Source organism: Salinactinospora qingdaonensis, from assembly GCF_039539445.1.
Taxonomy (GTDB): Bacteria; Actinomycetota; Actinomycetes; order Streptosporangiales; family Streptosporangiaceae; genus Salinactinospora; species Salinactinospora qingdaonensis.
In genome coordinates this window covers 150,831-166,882 of sequence record NZ_BAABDD010000006.1, presented here as the reverse complement: position 1 = coordinate 166,882, position 16,052 = coordinate 150,831, and the positions used below count along the sequence as shown (strand labels likewise).

At 68.4% G+C, this 16,052-nt stretch carries 13 protein-coding genes; 8 read left to right on the top strand and 5 right to left on the bottom strand.

The window, feature by feature from the left end; all coding sequences use genetic code 11:
- Positions 1-72 precede the first annotated feature (72 nt).
- The 4 genes from ABD848_RS08700 (at position 73) to ABD848_RS08685 (ending at position 4,644) form a co-directional block, all read left to right on the top strand.
- A complete protein-coding gene (locus ABD848_RS08700; RefSeq protein WP_344969407.1) occupies positions 73-315 on the top strand; it encodes a hypothetical protein in 243 nt (80 codons plus the stop codon).
- 718 nt (positions 316-1,033) lie between these two features.
- Positions 1,034-2,005 carry an NAD-dependent epimerase/dehydratase family protein gene (locus ABD848_RS08695; protein WP_344969405.1) on the top strand — a complete coding sequence of 324 codons (972 nt, stop codon included), beginning with the start codon at positions 1,034-1,036 and terminating at the stop codon, positions 2,003-2,005.
- Positions 2,006-2,055: 50 nt separating this feature from the next.
- Entirely contained in the window at positions 2,056-3,318 is a 1,263-nt protein-coding gene (locus ABD848_RS08690) for a DegT/DnrJ/EryC1/StrS family aminotransferase (RefSeq protein WP_344969404.1), read from the top strand.
- A 114-nt stretch (positions 3,319-3,432) separates the two neighbouring features.
- Positions 3,433-4,644 carry an MFS transporter gene (locus ABD848_RS08685; RefSeq protein ID WP_344969403.1) on the top strand — a complete coding sequence of 404 codons (1,212 nt, stop codon included), beginning with the start codon at positions 3,433-3,435 and terminating at the stop codon, positions 4,642-4,644.
- A 775-nt stretch (positions 4,645-5,419) separates the two neighbouring features.
- Here the strand turns inward: ABD848_RS08685 and ABD848_RS08680 are convergent.
- Positions 5,420-6,547, bottom strand: coding sequence for a LacI family DNA-binding transcriptional regulator (locus ABD848_RS08680; protein WP_344969400.1), 1,128 nt, complete (start codon positions 6,545-6,547; stop codon positions 5,420-5,422).
- Positions 6,548-6,609: 62 nt separating this feature from the next.
- Between ABD848_RS08680 and ABD848_RS08675 the strand changes: the two genes are divergently transcribed.
- The 4 genes from ABD848_RS08675 to ABD848_RS08660 are packed head-to-tail and all read left to right on the top strand — an operon-like array spanning position 6,610 to position 11,289.
- A complete protein-coding gene (locus ABD848_RS08675) occupies positions 6,610-8,268 on the top strand; it encodes an alpha-amylase family glycosyl hydrolase (RefSeq protein ID WP_344969398.1) in 1,659 nt (552 codons plus the stop codon).
- Positions 8,269-8,303: 35 nt separating this feature from the next.
- A complete protein-coding gene (locus ABD848_RS08670) occupies positions 8,304-9,626 on the top strand; it encodes an aspartate aminotransferase family protein (protein ID WP_344969396.1) in 1,323 nt (440 codons plus the stop codon).
- The gene (locus tag ABD848_RS08665) at positions 9,623-10,483 is read left to right on the top strand and encodes an SDR family NAD(P)-dependent oxidoreductase (RefSeq protein ID WP_344969394.1); all 861 of its coding nucleotides are present in this window, start codon (positions 9,623-9,625) and stop codon (positions 10,481-10,483) included. Before ABD848_RS08670 ends, ABD848_RS08665 begins: the two co-directional genes overlap by 4 nt.
- The gene (locus ABD848_RS08660; RefSeq protein ID WP_344969392.1) at positions 10,480-11,289 is read left to right on the top strand and encodes an SDR family NAD(P)-dependent oxidoreductase; all 810 of its coding nucleotides are present in this window, start codon (positions 10,480-10,482) and stop codon (positions 11,287-11,289) included. The genes ABD848_RS08665 and ABD848_RS08660 overlap by 4 nt, the downstream gene beginning before the upstream one ends.
- A 796-nt stretch (positions 11,290-12,085) precedes the next feature.
- Here ABD848_RS08660 and rfbD read toward each other — a convergent pair.
- The 4 genes from rfbD to ABD848_RS08640 all read right to left on the bottom strand — a co-directional run bounded on the left by rfbD (position 12,086) and on the right by ABD848_RS08640 (position 15,893).
- Complete coding sequence (gene rfbD, locus ABD848_RS08655) at positions 12,086-12,973, bottom strand: dTDP-4-dehydrorhamnose reductase (protein ID WP_344969390.1); 888 nt, start codon at positions 12,971-12,973, stop codon at positions 12,086-12,088.
- Positions 12,974-13,520: 547 nt separating this feature from the next.
- Entirely contained in the window at positions 13,521-13,952 is a 432-nt protein-coding gene (locus ABD848_RS08650; protein ID WP_344969388.1) for a hypothetical protein, read from the bottom strand.
- Positions 13,924-14,691 carry a hypothetical protein gene (locus tag ABD848_RS08645; protein ID WP_344969386.1) on the bottom strand — a complete coding sequence of 256 codons (768 nt, stop codon included), beginning with the start codon at positions 14,689-14,691 and terminating at the stop codon, positions 13,924-13,926. The genes ABD848_RS08650 and ABD848_RS08645 overlap by 29 nt, the downstream gene beginning before the upstream one ends.
- Entirely contained in the window at positions 14,688-15,893 is a 1,206-nt protein-coding gene (locus tag ABD848_RS08640) for an ATP-binding protein (RefSeq protein WP_344969384.1), read from the bottom strand. Before ABD848_RS08640 ends, ABD848_RS08645 begins: the two co-directional genes overlap by 4 nt.
- Positions 15,894-16,052 lie beyond the last annotated feature (159 nt).

Genomic DNA, 16,052 nt, shown 5'->3' with positions numbered 1-16,052 from the left:
AGGGTGTTCCCGTGTTGGCGGCGGCGACCCGGGATCGACCGCCATGCTCTGCGGGCTTGGTGGCACCGGCCGGTGGCGCCAAGCCCTGGGGCATGGCTCGTCGATGTCGACGTTCACCCCCGCTCCCGCCTGGCACGTAAGCTCTACGTTTCCACCTGTTGCGAGGACCGCGCCCCGCTCTCCCCGATCCACGCGCTGCTGTTCGCTGACACCGGGATGTCTCCCGGAGCGATCTCCTCGCTTGTGGTGGTCTGGTCGGTTACATCGCTCGTGCTGGAGCTGCCCTCCGGCTTGTGGGCCGACATCTGCTCATGATCGCGCCCGCGCTCGCCGCCGCAGACTACGTGCTGTGGACATTCCTGCCCGCCATATCCCGCTTTCGCGGGCGGCTTCGTGCTGTAGGGCGCTGGCACCGCGTTGCGCGGCGGTGCGGCGCTAGGGGGCGCTGCGCCCCAGTGATCTGATTTTTTGCCTGCATTATCGCTGATATTGGATAGACCATATCTAGGGATCGTGACCAACAGGGTATTGGGTCAATCGTGGTTCTAATGCATTGGATTTAAGATTTTATTTGCATTCTGGATTGGTTTGCTGTTGGCATATATTCCCGATGGTTCGTCGGGAAGGTGGGTATCTAATTCTTGGATTGAGCCGTTGACCTGGCCTTGTGCTGGCGTTATATTTATTTGTGCGCGCCTTGGCGAAGCCGAGAAGATCTGGCCCGGGTGAATCGGCCTCGGTTTCGCAAAAGAGGGCAAGTTCGTCTCAACTGTCGACTCTCTCTGGTGTCATCCGTTTTCGGACTTGCCGAAACTTAATTATGCAGAGGCATAGAAAACAGGCCATCAGTGTCAATCTGTGTCAATAAGTGCGGCTCCCTCTCGATGTGCCGCGTCCCTTCGTGGGCCAATTCATTTATTCATCGGTAGCGGGTTATCTTTTTCTCGTTTCACTTAGGTGAAGATCTCTGGGGATAAATATGGACAATCCAAGCAATGGATCGTTGGCTGCTTCGCGCGGCCAGAAAGTCGCCGTGACAGGCGGATCTGGGTTCGTTGGCAGAAATCTCGTCAAAGAGCTGTCACGGCTGGGAAAAAACGTGGTGGTCGTCGACCTGACTCCCTCTCCGGAGGCGGAGTCGCGCATCGCCGGCGTCGAGTACGTACGGGCAGATCTGCGTGACTACGGCGATGTGCTCCTCGCACTACAGGGAGTCGACACCGTCTTCCACATCGCCGGCAACGCCAGTGGGACCCTGTCGGTGGAGTACCCACGGCTCGACTTCCAGACCAACGCGGTCGCGACCTGCAACGTCGGCAACGCCTGCCTTCAGTTGGGGGTGCGGCGGCTGGTGTACCTCTCCTCAGCCATCGTCTACGGCACTCCGCAGTACGTCCCGATGACCGAGGAACACCCCACCTCTCCCTTCCTGCCGTATGGAGCCTCCAAGCTCTCGGGAGAGTTTTCGCTGCTCAGCTTGGAAGCTACCGCCGACCTTCCCGTGGTGATCGGCCGCTCGTTCGTGATCTACGGGCCGGGCGAGGACCCCCGCACCGCCGGCGGCGAGGTGTCGCAGTTCCTGCGCTGGCACCTCAACGAACGCAAGATCCCAGTGGTCGGCGACATCGACCGCAAGACGCGCGACTTCATCCACGTCTTCGACCTCTGCGCCGCGTTGATCAAACTCGCCGAAGTCGGCCAGAGCGGTGAGATCTACAACCTGGGAAGCGGCCAGGAGGTGTCCATGCGTGAGCTCGCCGACACCATCGGCGCCGCTACCGGAAGGAAAGCCGTACTCGAACCTGACGAATCTCAACTGGAAGACAGTTTCCGGCTCGTGGCCGACACGTCGAAACTGTTCTCCCTCGGTTTCAAACCCAGCATTCCCCTCCAAGAGGGAATCCGATATCTCGCCAGCGACCTGGGGGAATTCCCGGAGCTTCCCACGACGGCGGCCAAATTCCGCCGTGACTCCCAAGACGAGCAGTACGCCGCGAAAGGATAAACGCTATGTTGGCGGTTAACGGCGGGAAGCCCGTAATTTCAGAAGGAACCGTGGCCCCGTGGCCCTACGTGACCGAAGAGGACCGCGAAGCGGTGTCGAACGCCATCGATAAAGCGGTCCCATGGCATTGGCCGATGGACCCCGTTACGGAGTTAGAGGAAGCGTGGGCCGAATTTATCGGCATGCCGCATGTCCTGGCTGCGAATTCCGGTACCGCGGCGCTGCACATGGCGATTTCCGCGGCCGGAGTCGAACCCGGAGACGAGGTGATCGTCCCTTCCGACACTTTCCTTGCGTCTGCCTCGTGTGTACTACAGGCCAACGCCATTCCGGTGTTCGTCGACACCGACTATGAAACCTTCAACATCGACCCGGCCAAAGTCGCCGAGCACATCACCGACCGCACCCGCGCCATCGTCGCCGTCGACCTCAATGGACTGCCGGCCGACTACGCTCAACTCCGCGAGATCGCCGACCGGCACGGGCTCACCCTCATCGAGGACGCCGCCCAGTCCCACGGTGCCTTCTACCAAGGCAAACCAGCCGGGGCGCTGGCCGACATGAGCGGCGCCAGCCTCAACGGTTCGAAGTGCCTCTCGGCTCTGGGGGAAGGGGGGCTCTTCGCCACCTGGGACGCCGATCAACACCGGCTCGCCCGTCGAGTGCTCATGTTCGGAGAGGAGATCCCCCACCAGGGGCGCGACTACAACGCCCGGATCATGGGGTGGAACTACCGCATCGACGTTCTCGCGGCGGCGTTCACCCGCTCCCAGTTGCGCCGGTTGGAACACATGTCGCAGGTACGCCAGGCCAACGGCGCCGCACTGTCGAAGATCCTGTCCGACCTGCCGGGCGTTCGCCCGCCGGCCGTGCCCGACGACCGCACCCACGTGTACTTCTTCTACCCCCTCCTCGTCCAGCCCGAGGATTTGGAGATCGACGACCTACCGGTGGAGTCCTTCCGCGACGCCGTAGAGCAAGCCGTCAAGGCTGAAGGGCTGGGCATCATGCGTTGGCAGCACCAGCCGGTCCCCGCGCAGACCCTGTTCCAGGAGATGCGCGGCTACGGCCGCGGGTGCCCGTGGTCGTGCGGCCACGCTCGCCCTGGCCACAGCTACGACCCTCAGCGTTATCCGGTCGCAAGCGAGATCTGCCGCCGGCGCCTGGTCCTGGGGCAGAGCTTCAGCTCACTGGGTCCCCCCAACGACCTCCAGACGATGCGCGCCTTCGCCGACGTCTTCCACAAGGTCCTCGTGGAGGAACGTGACGAACTCATCACCCTGGCCCGGGCCCAGCACGCTCGGCAGGGCTAACAGCGCCGCGGCGGTCACCTAGCGCGAAGCACCAGGTGACCGCCGCGGCGCCCCGACCAAGCGGCCGTCGAGCCATTCGACGGGCGCGGATCTGCACGCGAACGGGGAGAAGCCATGCTGGAAAGCGACTCGGAACCCGCACACGACACCGGTGACCGCAGTACCCAAACGCTGCCGGCCTCACCCCACTCAAGGACACGCCTGAGAGCGGCGCGAGGTGCTGTCTCCGTAATCTTCTTCTGTACCGGCACAGTCTTCGCCACGTGGGCCGCCCGCGTGCCCGCCGTTCGCGACAATCTGGGGCTGTCGGCCGGTGAGCTAGCGATCGCGCTTATCGGCCTCAGCTCCGGCGCGCTCGTCGCTCTCCCGATCGTGGGGGGAATCGTCGCCCGGTTCGGTAGCCGGCTGACGTTGCTGGGGGGCGCCACCCTCTACTTAGGGGCGCTGCCGCTCCTGGCGGTCGCCCCCAACCTTGCGGCCCTGACCGCTCTCCTCGCGACCTTCGCTTGCGGCAACACCTGTATCGACGTAGCCATGAACACCCAGGGCGTGCTGGTCGAACGCTGCTACCGGCGCGCCATGATGGGGACCTTCCACGCCTTGTTCAGTTTCGGAGGGATCTGCGGCGCCGTGGTGGGCAGCGCGGTCGCCCACGTGCCTGTGGGGCCGCACTTCCTGGCCACGAGCCTCGTGCTCGCCCTTGCCTACGGCACGGCCGTCGTCGCGCTACTGCCGGAGACCACCGGCGCTCGCACCACCTCCGGGGCACCGCTGCTGGCGCTGCCCAAGCGCGGCCTGTGGGTCTGCGGGCTGATCGCTTTTTGCGCTCTGATGGGGGAAGGGGTGATGAACGATTGGGGGGCCGTCTACCTGCGTGACATCACCGGCGCTGCCGCCAGCACGGCCGCCGCCGGGTTCGCCGTGTTCTCTGCCGGGATGGTGGCCGGTCGGCTGGCCGCCGACCGGATTCGGGCCCGCACCGGCACGGTTCGCTTCCTGCTGGCCTGCGCCGTCACCGGCGCCACCGGTACCGCGGTCTTCGTCGGGTTCCCGTCCCCCTACGCGGGGCTGGCCGGGTACGCCCTCCTTGGGCTGGGGTTGGCCGCCGTCATCCCGGTGATCTTCAGCTACACCGCCCAGCACAACCCCAAGCACCCCGGCTCGGCCATCGCAGCGGTCTCCGCCGTGGGCTACACGGGGTTTCTCGTCGGCCCACCCGTCATAGGCGGCATCGCCGAGCTGAGCGACCTGCGCGTGGCCATGCTAGTCACGCTCTGTCTCATGGTCGCCACGTTCGTGCTCAGCCGCCGGCTGCGCCGATCCTGAACCCGCCCAGCCCCCTCCCCGCCGTCCCCGGTCCTCACCGGGGACGGCGGCGCGTGTGGGAAGCGGCGCGTTCGGTGGCTCCAGAGGGGTTTCCATGGGGGTGTCAAGCCGGGAGTGGTGATGGACGTCGTTCGCTCGCGCCTCGATCGCTGCGCGATCTCAGCAGCCTAAGGGGGCGCGGTGGTTCAGGCGGCGTGAGCGATGAGGGGCGCGGTGGTTGAGGCGATCCCTCAAACAATGCAGGCCACCGCCGAGCGCGAATGAAGGGACACTGCTATAGCTCGGGACACAACAACGGGTGGTGTTTTCTCTGGGGGTGGGGTGATCATTGTGTGGCGGGGTGCGTTCCTCGGTTGTTGAGGTCGTGTGGCGGTTGGGGTGGTGTTTTCTCTGGGGGTGGGGTGATCATTGTGTGGCGGGGTGCGTTCCTCGGTTGTTGAGGTCGTGTGGCGGTTGGGGTGGTGTTTTCTCTGGGGGTGGGGTGATCATTGTGTGGCGCAGTGCGTTCCTAGGCTGCCGAGATCGCGTAGCGATCGAGGCACGAGTGACGGGGAAACACCACACGCCTCCCTCAAACCCAGCCCACACTGCACCCCAGGACCCGCCCACGGGTGGCAAAAAACCTGCGGATAGTGGCCGCTGTTGGTGGGGCCGCCTCCCACGGCCGGTGATCGGGAGCGGTTGTCGCCACCTCCGGCCCGTGGCCCCTGGGCGGCAGGCCACGAGCGGGTGAGTGCTCCCGCTGGCCGAGAATGCCGAGGTCACCGGAGGTGGGTCACCCGCGCACGGGAGGCGAGATCGCGCGCGGCGCCTGGGTCGTGGCACGCGCCACCAGCTCGGTGGGGAGGAGCTGCCGGGGCTCGACCGGCTGTCCGGCCAACGACGCGATCAGCGCCTCGCCGGCGTAGCGCCCTTTGTCGAAGTGGGGTTGGCGCACCGTGGTGAGCGCGACGTCGGCCGCTCGCTCCGCCCATGTGGTGTCGTCAAAGCCCACCAGCGACAGATCATCGGGCACCGCGAGCCCCAGGCCGGCGGCGGCGTCGAGGACGCCCAGCGCGAGCTGATCACTCATGGCCAGCAGCGCGGAGGGCGGCTCGGGCGCTGACAGCAGCGCCCGAGCCGCCCGTTCCCCCTCCTCAGGAAGGTTCTCGGCACACTCGTAGACGGGGACGTCGCGGGGCCAGGACAGCCCCGCGGAGGTGGCGGCATCGCCGTAGCCCTGCAATCGGGCGCGCACCATGGGAGAGGTCGCGGCACGCAGCCGTTCGGCGTCGGCGAGGCCGCCCTGCCCGGTGACCCCCAATTCGAGGCTGATCACCCCGAGACGGCGGTGTCCCAGGCCGAGGAGGTGTTCGGCGGCCGAGCGAGCCGCCGAGGCGTCGTCGATCCCCACGAAGGGCGCCGTCTCCAGGCGTGGCTGGTCGGTGACCACGATAGGCAACCGGCGCTCGACGGCGGCTGAAACCAGCGGGTCGTCGGGCGCCATGGAGTAGATGATGAAGCCGTCGACGGCGATGGTGTCGATTGCGCTGGCCGAGCGGCGGTCGCGCGGGCCGGCGGGCACCAGCGTCAACGCCAGCCCCGCGGTCTCGGCCGCCGCCGAAACCCCCCGCAGGAACAGCACGTAACCGGGGTCGGCGAAAGCGTAGGACAGCCGATCGGCGTAGAGCACACCGAGCGTGCCGGTGTGTCCGCGGCGCAGCCCCCGCGCGGTGGGGTCGGGGCCCGGGTAGCCCAGACTGCGCGCCGTGTCGAGGATGCGCTGCCGCAGGCCGGCTGAGAGTTTCTCAGGACGGTTGTAGGCGTTCGAGACCGTCGCGGTCGACACTCCCGTGGCCCGCGCGAGATCGGCCAGTGTCACCTTGGTTCGACTTGGCCGGCCCGAATCCGTTGCTTCCACCACGTTGCCACGCTACCGTTGTTAATCGATTAACTGGTTAATCGATTAACGGAGAGGGGGCTTCGATGCGCTGGTGGCAGACGGGCGTGATCTACGAAGTCTTTCTGCGCAGCTTCGCCGACGCCTCAGGCGACGGCGTCGGCGACGTTCAGGGCGTCATCCAGCGGCTGCCCTACCTGGAGTGGCTGGGAGTCGACGTGATCTGGCTGTCGCCGCTGTACCCCTCGCCCATGCGCGACTCCGGCTACGACGTCACCGACCTGTGCGACGTCCATCCCGCACTGGGAACCCTGGCCGACATGGATCAGCTCCTCAAGGAGGCGCACGGGCGCGGGCTGCGGGTCGTCCTCGACCTGGTGATCAACCACACCAGCGCCGAACACCCCTGGTTCCAGCGCTCCCGCTCATCCCGAGAGGACCCCTACCGCAACTGGTACATCTGGCGCGACCCCGCACCCGACGGCGGAGCGCCCAACAACTGGCAGAGCGTCACCGGCGGCAGCGCCTGGAGCTTCGACGAGCACACCGGCCAGTACTACCTGCACTCGTTCCTGCCGTTCCAACCCGACCTGAACTGGCGCGAGCCGCAAGTGCGTGAGGCCGTGCACGACGTCGTCCGGTTCTGGCTGGATCGCGGCGTCGACGGCTTCCGCATCGACATGGTCGATTTCCTCGTCAAAGACGCCGACTTCCGCGACGAGCCCCCCAACCTCGACTACGACCCCAGCCCCGACAAGCCCTGGTACTCCAGTTGGTACCAGAACCAGCACATCTACAGCAGCAACCACCCCGACTGCCACGGCGCCATCAAGGAGCTACGGGCCCTCATCGACTCCTACGGTGATCGCGTCGCCATCGGTGAGCTGGACTTCCACACTCCGCTCGCCGACCAGCTCACCTACTTCGGCGACGACGACGAGCTCCACCTGCCCTTCAACTTCGGACTGGTGCCGCTGCCCTTCACCGCCGAAGCGCTGCGCAGCTACATCGACGAGTACGACACCAAAATCGGCCAGCACTGGCCCAACTACACGCTGGGCAACCACGACCTGCCCCGTATCGCCTCCCGATTCGGCGAACACGGCGCCCGCCTGGCCGCGCTGCTCCTGCTGACCCTGCGCGGCACACCCACGCTGTACTACGGCGACGAGTTGGGCATGACCAACGTCACCGTTCCCCCCGAACAGATCCAAGATCCATGGGAGGACCGCCAGCCGGGATCGGGCCGCGACCCCGCCCGCTCGCCCATGCCCTGGGACGGCGGCCACCACGCCGGCTTCTCCACGGTCGAACCATGGCTGCCGCTGGGACCCAACCGGCAGCACCACGTCGCCGCGCAAGCCCAAGACCCCGCTTCGCCGCTGACGCTGTACCGCCGGCTGCTCACGCTACGCCGCAGCTCCCGCGCTCTTGTCGGCGGTGAATACCGCTCCATCGCCGCTCCTGACGGCTGCTTCGCCTACCTGCGCGAGACCCCCGATGAGTCCATGCTGGTCGCCCTCAACCTCACCGACCGCGAGACCGAGCTGTCGCTGAACCCGCGGCCACCGGCCCGCGTCCTGCTGTCCACCCGGACCGACCTGCCCGAACGCGGCCCCATCTCGGGCACCAGCCTGCACCTGGCGGCCTGGGAAGGCGTGGTCGTCCACGTGGGAACCCCCGCCCGCCCGGAGCCGTGGCCCGACCTGGCTGCCCCCGCCACACCACGCGAACCCGCAACCTGACCGGCGCCGCCACATCTGTGCGAGGAGTCATTCCGATGAAGGTCAACGCCCACTACCAGAGCGCCCGACGGGTTCTGCCCGGCGGCGTGTCGGCCACCGCCCGCGCCAACCCCGCTCTGGGACACCCGTTGTACATCAGCCGCGGCGAGGGCGCGCGCGTCTACGATCTCGACGGCCAAGACTACGTCGATATGTGCGTCTCTCACGGCGCCTCCCTGCTGGGCCACAACCACCCCGCCATCACGGCCGCGGTCGCCAAAGCGCTCGACATGGGCATCATCTGCGCCTACGAAAACGAGCACCAGGCCCAGCTTGCCGAAACCCTGACCGAGGTCATCCCGTGCGCGGAGATGGTGCGCTTCGCCGGCACCGGAACCGAAACCGTCATGCACGCGCTGCGGCTGGCGCGCACCGCCACCGGGCGGCGCACCATCATCAAGTTCGAGGGCCACTTCAACGGCTACTCCGACGCGCTCAACTACAGCGTCGCCCCGCCCCTGGACCAGGCCGGTCCGGCCGAGCGCCCCCGCCCCTACCCCGAGTCCGCCGGGATGGCCGAGGACCCCACGCCGGAACTGGTCATCCTGCCGTTCAACGACGCCGACGCTCTCACAACCGCGTTCGCCGAACGCGGTGACGAGGTCGCCGCGCTGTTCATGGAGCCCATCAACTACGACAGCGGCACGATCCCCCCTGAGCCGGGTTTCGTCGAACTGTGCCGCCGGCTGTGCGACCAGCACGGTGCGCTGCTGTTCTTCGACGAAGTGCTGACGGCGTTCCGCATGGCGCTGGGCGGTGCCCAAGGCCATCTGGGGGTCACCCCCGACCTGTGCGTGTTAGGTAAGGCCATCGGCGGTGGCATGCCGCTGAGTGCGCTCGTGGGCACCCGCGCCGTCATGTCGCACCTGCGTCCCGTGGGCGAGAGCGAGATGAGCGGCACCTACCTGGCCCACAGCACCAGCGTGCTCGCCGCCCAAGCCGCCGTCGAACAGTACCGCGCCCCCGAGTTCTACTCGCAGTTGACCGCCCGCGGCGCGCGGTTCTACGCCGACTTCCAATCCCTCATCGACGCCAGCGACGTGCCGGTGCGGCTACAGCACGTCGGCGCCCGCTTCGGCCTGTACTTCGGCCGCACCGAACCGGTGCGCAACTACCGCGACGCCGCCCAGCAGGACCCCGCGATGCTGGCGACCTTCGTCGCCGGCTGCATCCGCCGCGGCGTCTACGTTCATCCCGCCGCCCACCACGGATTCTCCAGCGTCCACACCGACGCCGACTTCGATCGGGTCCTGACCGCCATCGACGGCGCGCTACGCGACGTCGCCGACACACACATGCTGAAGGGAGCCAGCCGGTGACCGACGACAGCGAGAGGGTCGCCCTCGTCACCGGGGCGGGGCGCGGGATCGGCCGGAGCGCCGCCATCGCGCTCGCCGCCTCCGGTGCCCACGTGATCATCAACGACCTCACCGAGGACACGGCCGCCAAAGAGACCGCCGAAGGCATCCGCGCTCTGGGCCGCAAAGCGGTGATTGTCCCCGCCGATGTCGCCGAGCCCGACAGCGCCGGCGTCATGGTCGACGCCGCCGTGGCCAACTTCGGCCGCCTCGACGTCCTGGTCACCAGCCAGGCCCACTCCGTGCGCGAGCCCGTCCTCACCGCCTCCCCCGAAGGGGTCAAGCGCACCATCGACGTGATGCAGCTCGGTGTCTTCTACGCCTGCCAGCAGGCCGCGCGCCAGATGGACCGCCAGTCTCCCATCGGGGAATCCCGCGGCAAGATCATCATCGTCAGCTCGGTGCGCGCCTTCCTGCCCATCGGTGGCAGCGCCGCCTACAACATGGCCAAGGCCGCCGTGAACCACTTCGGCCGCACCCTGGCCGCCGAACTGACCTCGCGCCGCATCAACGTCAACATGGTCAACCCCGGCTGGATCGACACCCCGGGCGAGCGGGGCCACTACACCGAGGCCGAGATCCACGCGGCCGGTGCCGCCACCGTCCCGTGGGGGCGGCTGGGCCACCCCCGCGACGTCGCCGCCGCGGTGCGCTTCCTCGCCAGCCCACAGGCCGACTACATCACCGGCTCCGAGCTCACCGTCGACGGCGGTTTCACCCTCGGCAAGGACCACTACGAGGGGCTCGACGAAGCCGCCGAAGCCGCCGATCCCGCCCTGGGGGAGGCGACTGTGCCGAGCCAGGCGGAGCCGACATGACTCGCCGGCGCCCCCGCGACGACGAGTTCACCATGCCCAGCCTGCGCCTGGACGGCCAGGTCGCCCTGGTCACCGGGGCCAGCCGCGGCCTCGGGTTGGGCGTGGCCCTCGCGCTGGCCCACGCCGGCGCCGACATCGCTCTCGCGGCCCGCTCCGCGGCCGACCTCACCGAAGCCACCGGGCTCGTCCAGGATGCCGGCCGCAAGGCCGTGGCCCTGGCTACCGACGTCACCGACCTCGACAGCGTCGACGCCATGGTCCGCTCGGCCACCGAGCACTTCGGCCGGCTCGACGTCCTCGTCAACGCCGCCGGACTCAACATCAGGCAGCCCGCGCTGACCTACACCGAGGCCGACTGGGACAGCGTCATGTCGGTCAACCTCAAGGGCGCTTTCTTCGCCTGCCAGCGGGCCGCCGAGACCATGCGCGACAGCGGGGGAGGCAAGATCGTCAACCTCGGTTCGCTGTCCTCGGAGGTGGTGTTGCCCAACATTGCGCTCTACGCCATGAGCAAGGGCGGGCTGCGGCAGATGACCCGTGCCTTCGCCGTGGAGTGGGCCCCTTACAACATCCAGGTCAACGCCATCGCGCCCGGCCGATTCTGGACCGCTATGACCGACGCCGTCTTCTCCGACCCCGAGCTCTACGACAGCGCCGTCAGCGTCATCCCGCAGGGCCGCCCCGGCACGCCCCGCGACCTCGCTGGAGCCGCCGTGCTGCTGTCGTCGGAGGCATCCGACTACATCACCGGCCAGACCATCGTCGTTGACGGCGGTTGGCTGGTCAACGCCGGCGCCAGCGCATGAAAAACGGCCCACCCGCTGAAGGACGGCAGCGGGTGGGCCCTCCTCACCCACGGGCTGTTCGCCCGTGGGCTCTCCACCCCGCCGAGCCGCCTCGGAGCGCTGAGAGGGGGGCGCTCCCAGGCGGCGATGGCGGGGTGGAGAGCCCCCCGTCATTACCGCCGACCGGGGCCGGCCGGCGGTCCGAGGGAGCGCGGGTATCGGTGCTGTGCGCTGGGGGCCTCGGTGACGAGGAGCGGCGAGGGGCGGCCGGTGGGTGGGGGTGTTTCGTGTCGCCCGTACCTCGATCGCTGCGCGATCTTGGCAGCTTGGAGGTGGTGCTGAATTGAGGAGTGCGGGTGTCGGTGCTGTGTGCTGGGGTTACCGCTGGTTGCGAGAGGCGGAGAGGGGCAGCGGTGGTGAAGGTGCCGGTCGGGCGGCGGGTCGCCGGGGGCACCGGACACGGTGGGGCCGGGTGTCGCGCCCGATGATGCCGTGATCGCGACGAGGATGCCTCTTCGGCGGTCCTCGCGGCCAAGGACCGCCGAAGAGGCATCCTCGTCGCGATCACGGGCCACAGACACCGACCAGCAGACTCCATCCCACCCACCAGCCGCCGTCGCCGCCCCACGTCGCAAGCGACACCCCCAGTCCACAGCACCGACCCCCACGCCTGCGCAACCCACCGCCTCCCCAGGCTGCCGAGATCGCGCAGCGATCGAGGTGCGAGCGAACGGTGCCGCTTGCCGCCTCCGCAACCGCAACCCTTCAGCCCTGCGCGCGGCGTTTTTGGCGCGGAGCCGCTCCACAGCACGCCCGCTCACCCGTCTTCTGCTGCGGCGAACACACCGTGGGTCGCCGCGGCGGCCAGCATCTCCCGCCAGCCCGTGGGGGAGGGCAGTCGGGTCCGCTCCCAGTTGCCATGAGCCAGCACCGTGTAGGCCGGGCGCGCGGCGGGCCGCGGGAACGCGGCGCTCGTGGTGGGGCTGATCCGCCCCGGATCGGCGCCGATCTCCTCGAACAGAGCACGGGCAAACCCGTACCAGGTGGTCTCCCCGGCCGCGGTGGCGTGGTAGATCCCGGGAGGCGCCCCGCTCTCCACCAAGCCACGGATTCGCGTGGCCACATCCCGGTTCCAGGTGGGCTGCCCCCACTGGTCGTCGACGACGTTGATCGTGGGGCGGGAGCGTTCCATTCGCAGCATCGTGCGGGAAAAGCACGAGCCCCGCTCGCCGTAGAGCCAGGCTGTGCGCACCACGTAGGCGGTCCCGCCGAGCAGGCCGAGCACCGCCCGCTCTCCGGCCTCCTTGCTGCGACCGTAGGCGGTGCGTGGCCGGGTGCCGGCGTTCTCCCGGTAGGCCATGGTCGCCTCGCCGGCGAACACGTAGCCGGTCGAAACGTGCACCAGGCGCACGCCCGATGCCGCGCAGGCGCGCGCCACGTTGGCGGCCCCTTCGGCGTTGACGGCGAAGGCCGTCTCCTCGTCGGACTCGGCGTCGTCGACGGCGGTGTAGCCGGCACAGTTGACGACCACGTCGTGGTCGGCGACGGCCGCGGCCACGGTCGCGGCGTCACGCACGTCGACCTCGCTGCTGGTGGCGGTGGTGACATGGCGGCCGGCCAGTTCCGCGACGACCTCGCCGCCCAGCAGCCCGGAGGCCCCCAACACCAGCCAGCGTCGCGCCGCCGCGTCGCCCGCCCCGCTCACCGCGCACTCCCGTCATGGCAGGGCAGCGGCCTCACCCGGTTCCGGACCGTCGCGCGCCCGACGGGCGGCGCCGGCTTGGCTGCGAGGAGGGCCGAGACCGCGTCGGTCCGGCCGCGGGGCGCAACGAGCGGCGCGTCTGCGGGGTACGGGCCGATGACACCCGCACCCCCGGCTACGAGCGGTTTCATCGCGAAAGCCTGCCATCTCGGTGGGAGGTACCGCCGGCCGGTCAGGCCGTGGTGCCGCGGTCAACCGGCGATACAGGGGGAACGACAGTGGGCAAAACAAACACGAGTATCACATGTTCCGGCTCTGGGGAACCAGGGCGGACCTCCTAACAGGAGGAGACGACTGCGGGGAGCGGCATCCCGGCGACGGGAACGCTTGCGTTCCGAGGCCGGGCGAGGCAGGAAGACCTGCACCGCGCGTCCCACTCCGTTGCGTCGCCTCCCCGACATCTGTACGGGCGCCTCGCCGTCCCCGCGCGAGCACACACAAGGCACTCATGAGCACCGACGTCTCTTGTGAGGAGACCACCACCGATGGCTCACCCGGCGGGCACGCACCGCCGGTCGGGGTGCTCGTCGTGACAGACCATGTCGACGCGAGCGCGTGACACCACCGGGGAGCGGGTGGTGGCGGCCCAGTCGGTGCGGGTGCCGCCGCAGCCCACATGCAGGGTGTAGGCACCTCGGCGGCGCAGTTCGTAGTCGAACGACACCTGCGAGGGGTCGCCTTCGCGGACGCGCCACTGCGCCCACCCGTTGCCGCCCGCGCTGGATTCCACCCAGATGCCGACGACGGGGGCTGTCGATGCGCACCGGAGTCGGCCGTGGATGGGCACCGGCGCGGGCTCGGGCAGAGTCAGCGCCAGCGCGGCCACGGCGCCCGCCACGGCGAGGAAGGCCAGCCCGGTAGCCCATGCGCGTCCCCGGCGCCGTCGCGGCTCGTCAGGGGTAGAACTCTCGAACCGTCTCATCGAGGAAGAAGTACCTGTTGTCGGTGGCGTAGCGGACCAGTTCCGCCTGCGTCTTGCCGCGCGCCCGGATGCCGTGGTCCATGTCCTGTAGTGTCCGGTACATGGCCGGGGTGAGGTTGCGGACGGTTTTTTGCTTGTAACCGGTGACGGCCGCGACCTCCTGGGAGGTGTGGTGCCCCAGGGCCAGCGCGCGCCAGATCGGGCGGTGGGACTGCTCTCCGAACAGCATCTGCCCCAGCGGGATCGCGCCGGGCGCCGGCAGGTAGGGGTCCATGACGGCTTCGCTGTAGGGGCGCCCCCGCGCGGCGGCCGAGACCGCCTCGTAGAGGGGACGGAGTTCGCCGCCTCCGGCCCGTTTGGAGCAAAACGCGCGCACCCCCAGTTCTTCGTAGGCGAAGACCAGGTGCAGGCGTCGGTTCAGGTCGATGGAGGTCCACACGACCACCCCGGTGCGCGTCTCCTGCGCCGCCGCTGCCACCGCCAAGCCGCTGACGAGGGGGAACCGGTCCATGGGGCGCAGGGCATGCGTCGAACGGTAGGTGTCCAACGCCTCGACGAGAGGCGTGTACACGAGGTCGACCACGACGGCGTCGAAGGCGTCCGTGGCCAGCATCTCCACGGCGCGGCGGGGGTCGGAGACCGACTCGACCGCCAGCAGGTACGGTTCACGGGACAACTCGCGCGCGCACATCCCGCCCAACTGCTCGTCATCCTCGACGATGAGGAGCCGCACGGTCATCGGCTCCTCCTGCGGCGGTGGCGCGATCGCAGCGGCAGCTCCAACGTGAGGCCGGCGCCGCCGGTGGCGGGCGGAGTGTGGGTGAGGTCCCCGCCGAGTTCGCGGGCCGCTCGTCGCAGCCGGTGCAGGCTCGTGGACTCGTCGTCGAGGACGGTGGCCGCGAACCCGGGACCGTCGTCGACGATCTCCAACCGCACCCACCCCTCGCCGTGCACCGTGCAGTCCACGCGCACCGATCCGGCGTGGGCCACGCTGTTGCTCAACAAGTCCGACAACGCCTGATCGAGCACCCTGGCCACGGTGGTGCCCACCGTCGTCTCGCCCACGCGCGCGCTGCCGCTGATGGCGAGCGTGCTCTCGAACATCTCCAGGCGTCGGCTGACGATGTGGGCCAGCGGCACCCGGCTGGCGGCCAGCAGCATCTCGGTGCGCCCCTGCGCGATCACCTCGTTCATCTGATCGAGCCGGGCCCGGACCTGGTTGAGGTCGTCCAACTCGGTGCGAGCCAACAGTAACCGGTTTTTAAGCTCGGAGTGCAAGAAATCGTAGAAATGCCCGAAACTCTCGTTTTTCAGTTGATTCTGGCTGTCCACTGCTGTGTGGCAGATACGCCCTACCGCTTTACCTGCGATGAAACTGAACAAGCAGATCAGCGCCGACATGGCGACCCCCAGATAGTTGTCGAAGCCGGGATCTCGGTGTAGGTAGAGCACGAGTAGCAGCGGCTCCACCAGGATCGCCGTCACGACCGCGCCCGCCACGACACGCCGCAGATCCACCCCGCCGCCCCATCGCGGTTCGCCCGGCCACCACGGAAAGAACGAGAAGACCACGAGCGGGGCGATGGGGTACCCGCACAACTGCACGCACGTCGGGCTGGCCCCGTACTCCCACGCCCCCACGAGATGGGCCATGACCAGCGGCATGCACAGCGTCGCGCCGAACCACAGCACCGGCCACGGACCGCCGTTGGCGAAGGGGCCTTCATAGCGGTAGGCCGCCAGCGCCGCCGCCGCATGCACGCCGGCCAGCCCGAACAGCACCAGTTGCCCATTCTCCGTCACCTTGTCGAGAAGCGCGGTCTTGACGAGTTCGCTGGTCTGTAACAGCAACGCCACCCATTCCAGATTGCCGACCAGCCGCCGGATCACGGATCTGGCCAACTCCCGGTCGTCCAACAGCAGATCGCGCGGTAAGGCCATGTCGTCCTCGTCTCGTGGGGGAAACAGCGATGCGCCACACACTCGCCTCGCCCCTCACAATCCAACAAGGACAATTGCCCTTGCCGTCGCGAAATCGGAAATTCCTGTTGCTGCGCTGCGGTGAGCGGGGCAAATGCCCTTGGGAGATGTGCGTGTCCC

Bases quoted from the DNA above. Each gene is read 5' to 3' on its own strand.
- ABD848_RS08650 (WP_344969388.1), bottom strand. From the start codon at position 13,952: ATGAGACGGTTCGAGAGTTCTACCCCTGACGAGCCGCGACGGCGCCGG.
- ABD848_RS08670 (WP_344969396.1), top strand. From the start codon at position 8,304: ATGAAGGTCAACGCCCACTACCAGAGCGCCCGACGGGTTCTGCCCGGC.
- ABD848_RS08660 (WP_344969392.1), top strand. From the start codon at position 10,480: ATGACTCGCCGGCGCCCCCGCGACGACGAGTTCACCATGCCCAGCCTG.
- ABD848_RS08685 (WP_344969403.1), top strand. From the start codon at position 3,433: ATGCTGGAAAGCGACTCGGAACCCGCACACGACACCGGTGACCGCAGT.
- ABD848_RS08645 (WP_344969386.1), bottom strand. From the start codon at position 14,691: ATGACCGTGCGGCTCCTCATCGTCGAGGATGACGAGCAGTTGGGCGGG.
- ABD848_RS08675 (WP_344969398.1), top strand. From the start codon at position 6,610: ATGCGCTGGTGGCAGACGGGCGTGATCTACGAAGTCTTTCTGCGCAGC.
- ABD848_RS08640 (WP_344969384.1), bottom strand. From the start codon at position 15,893: ATGGCCTTACCGCGCGATCTGCTGTTGGACGACCGGGAGTTGGCCAGA.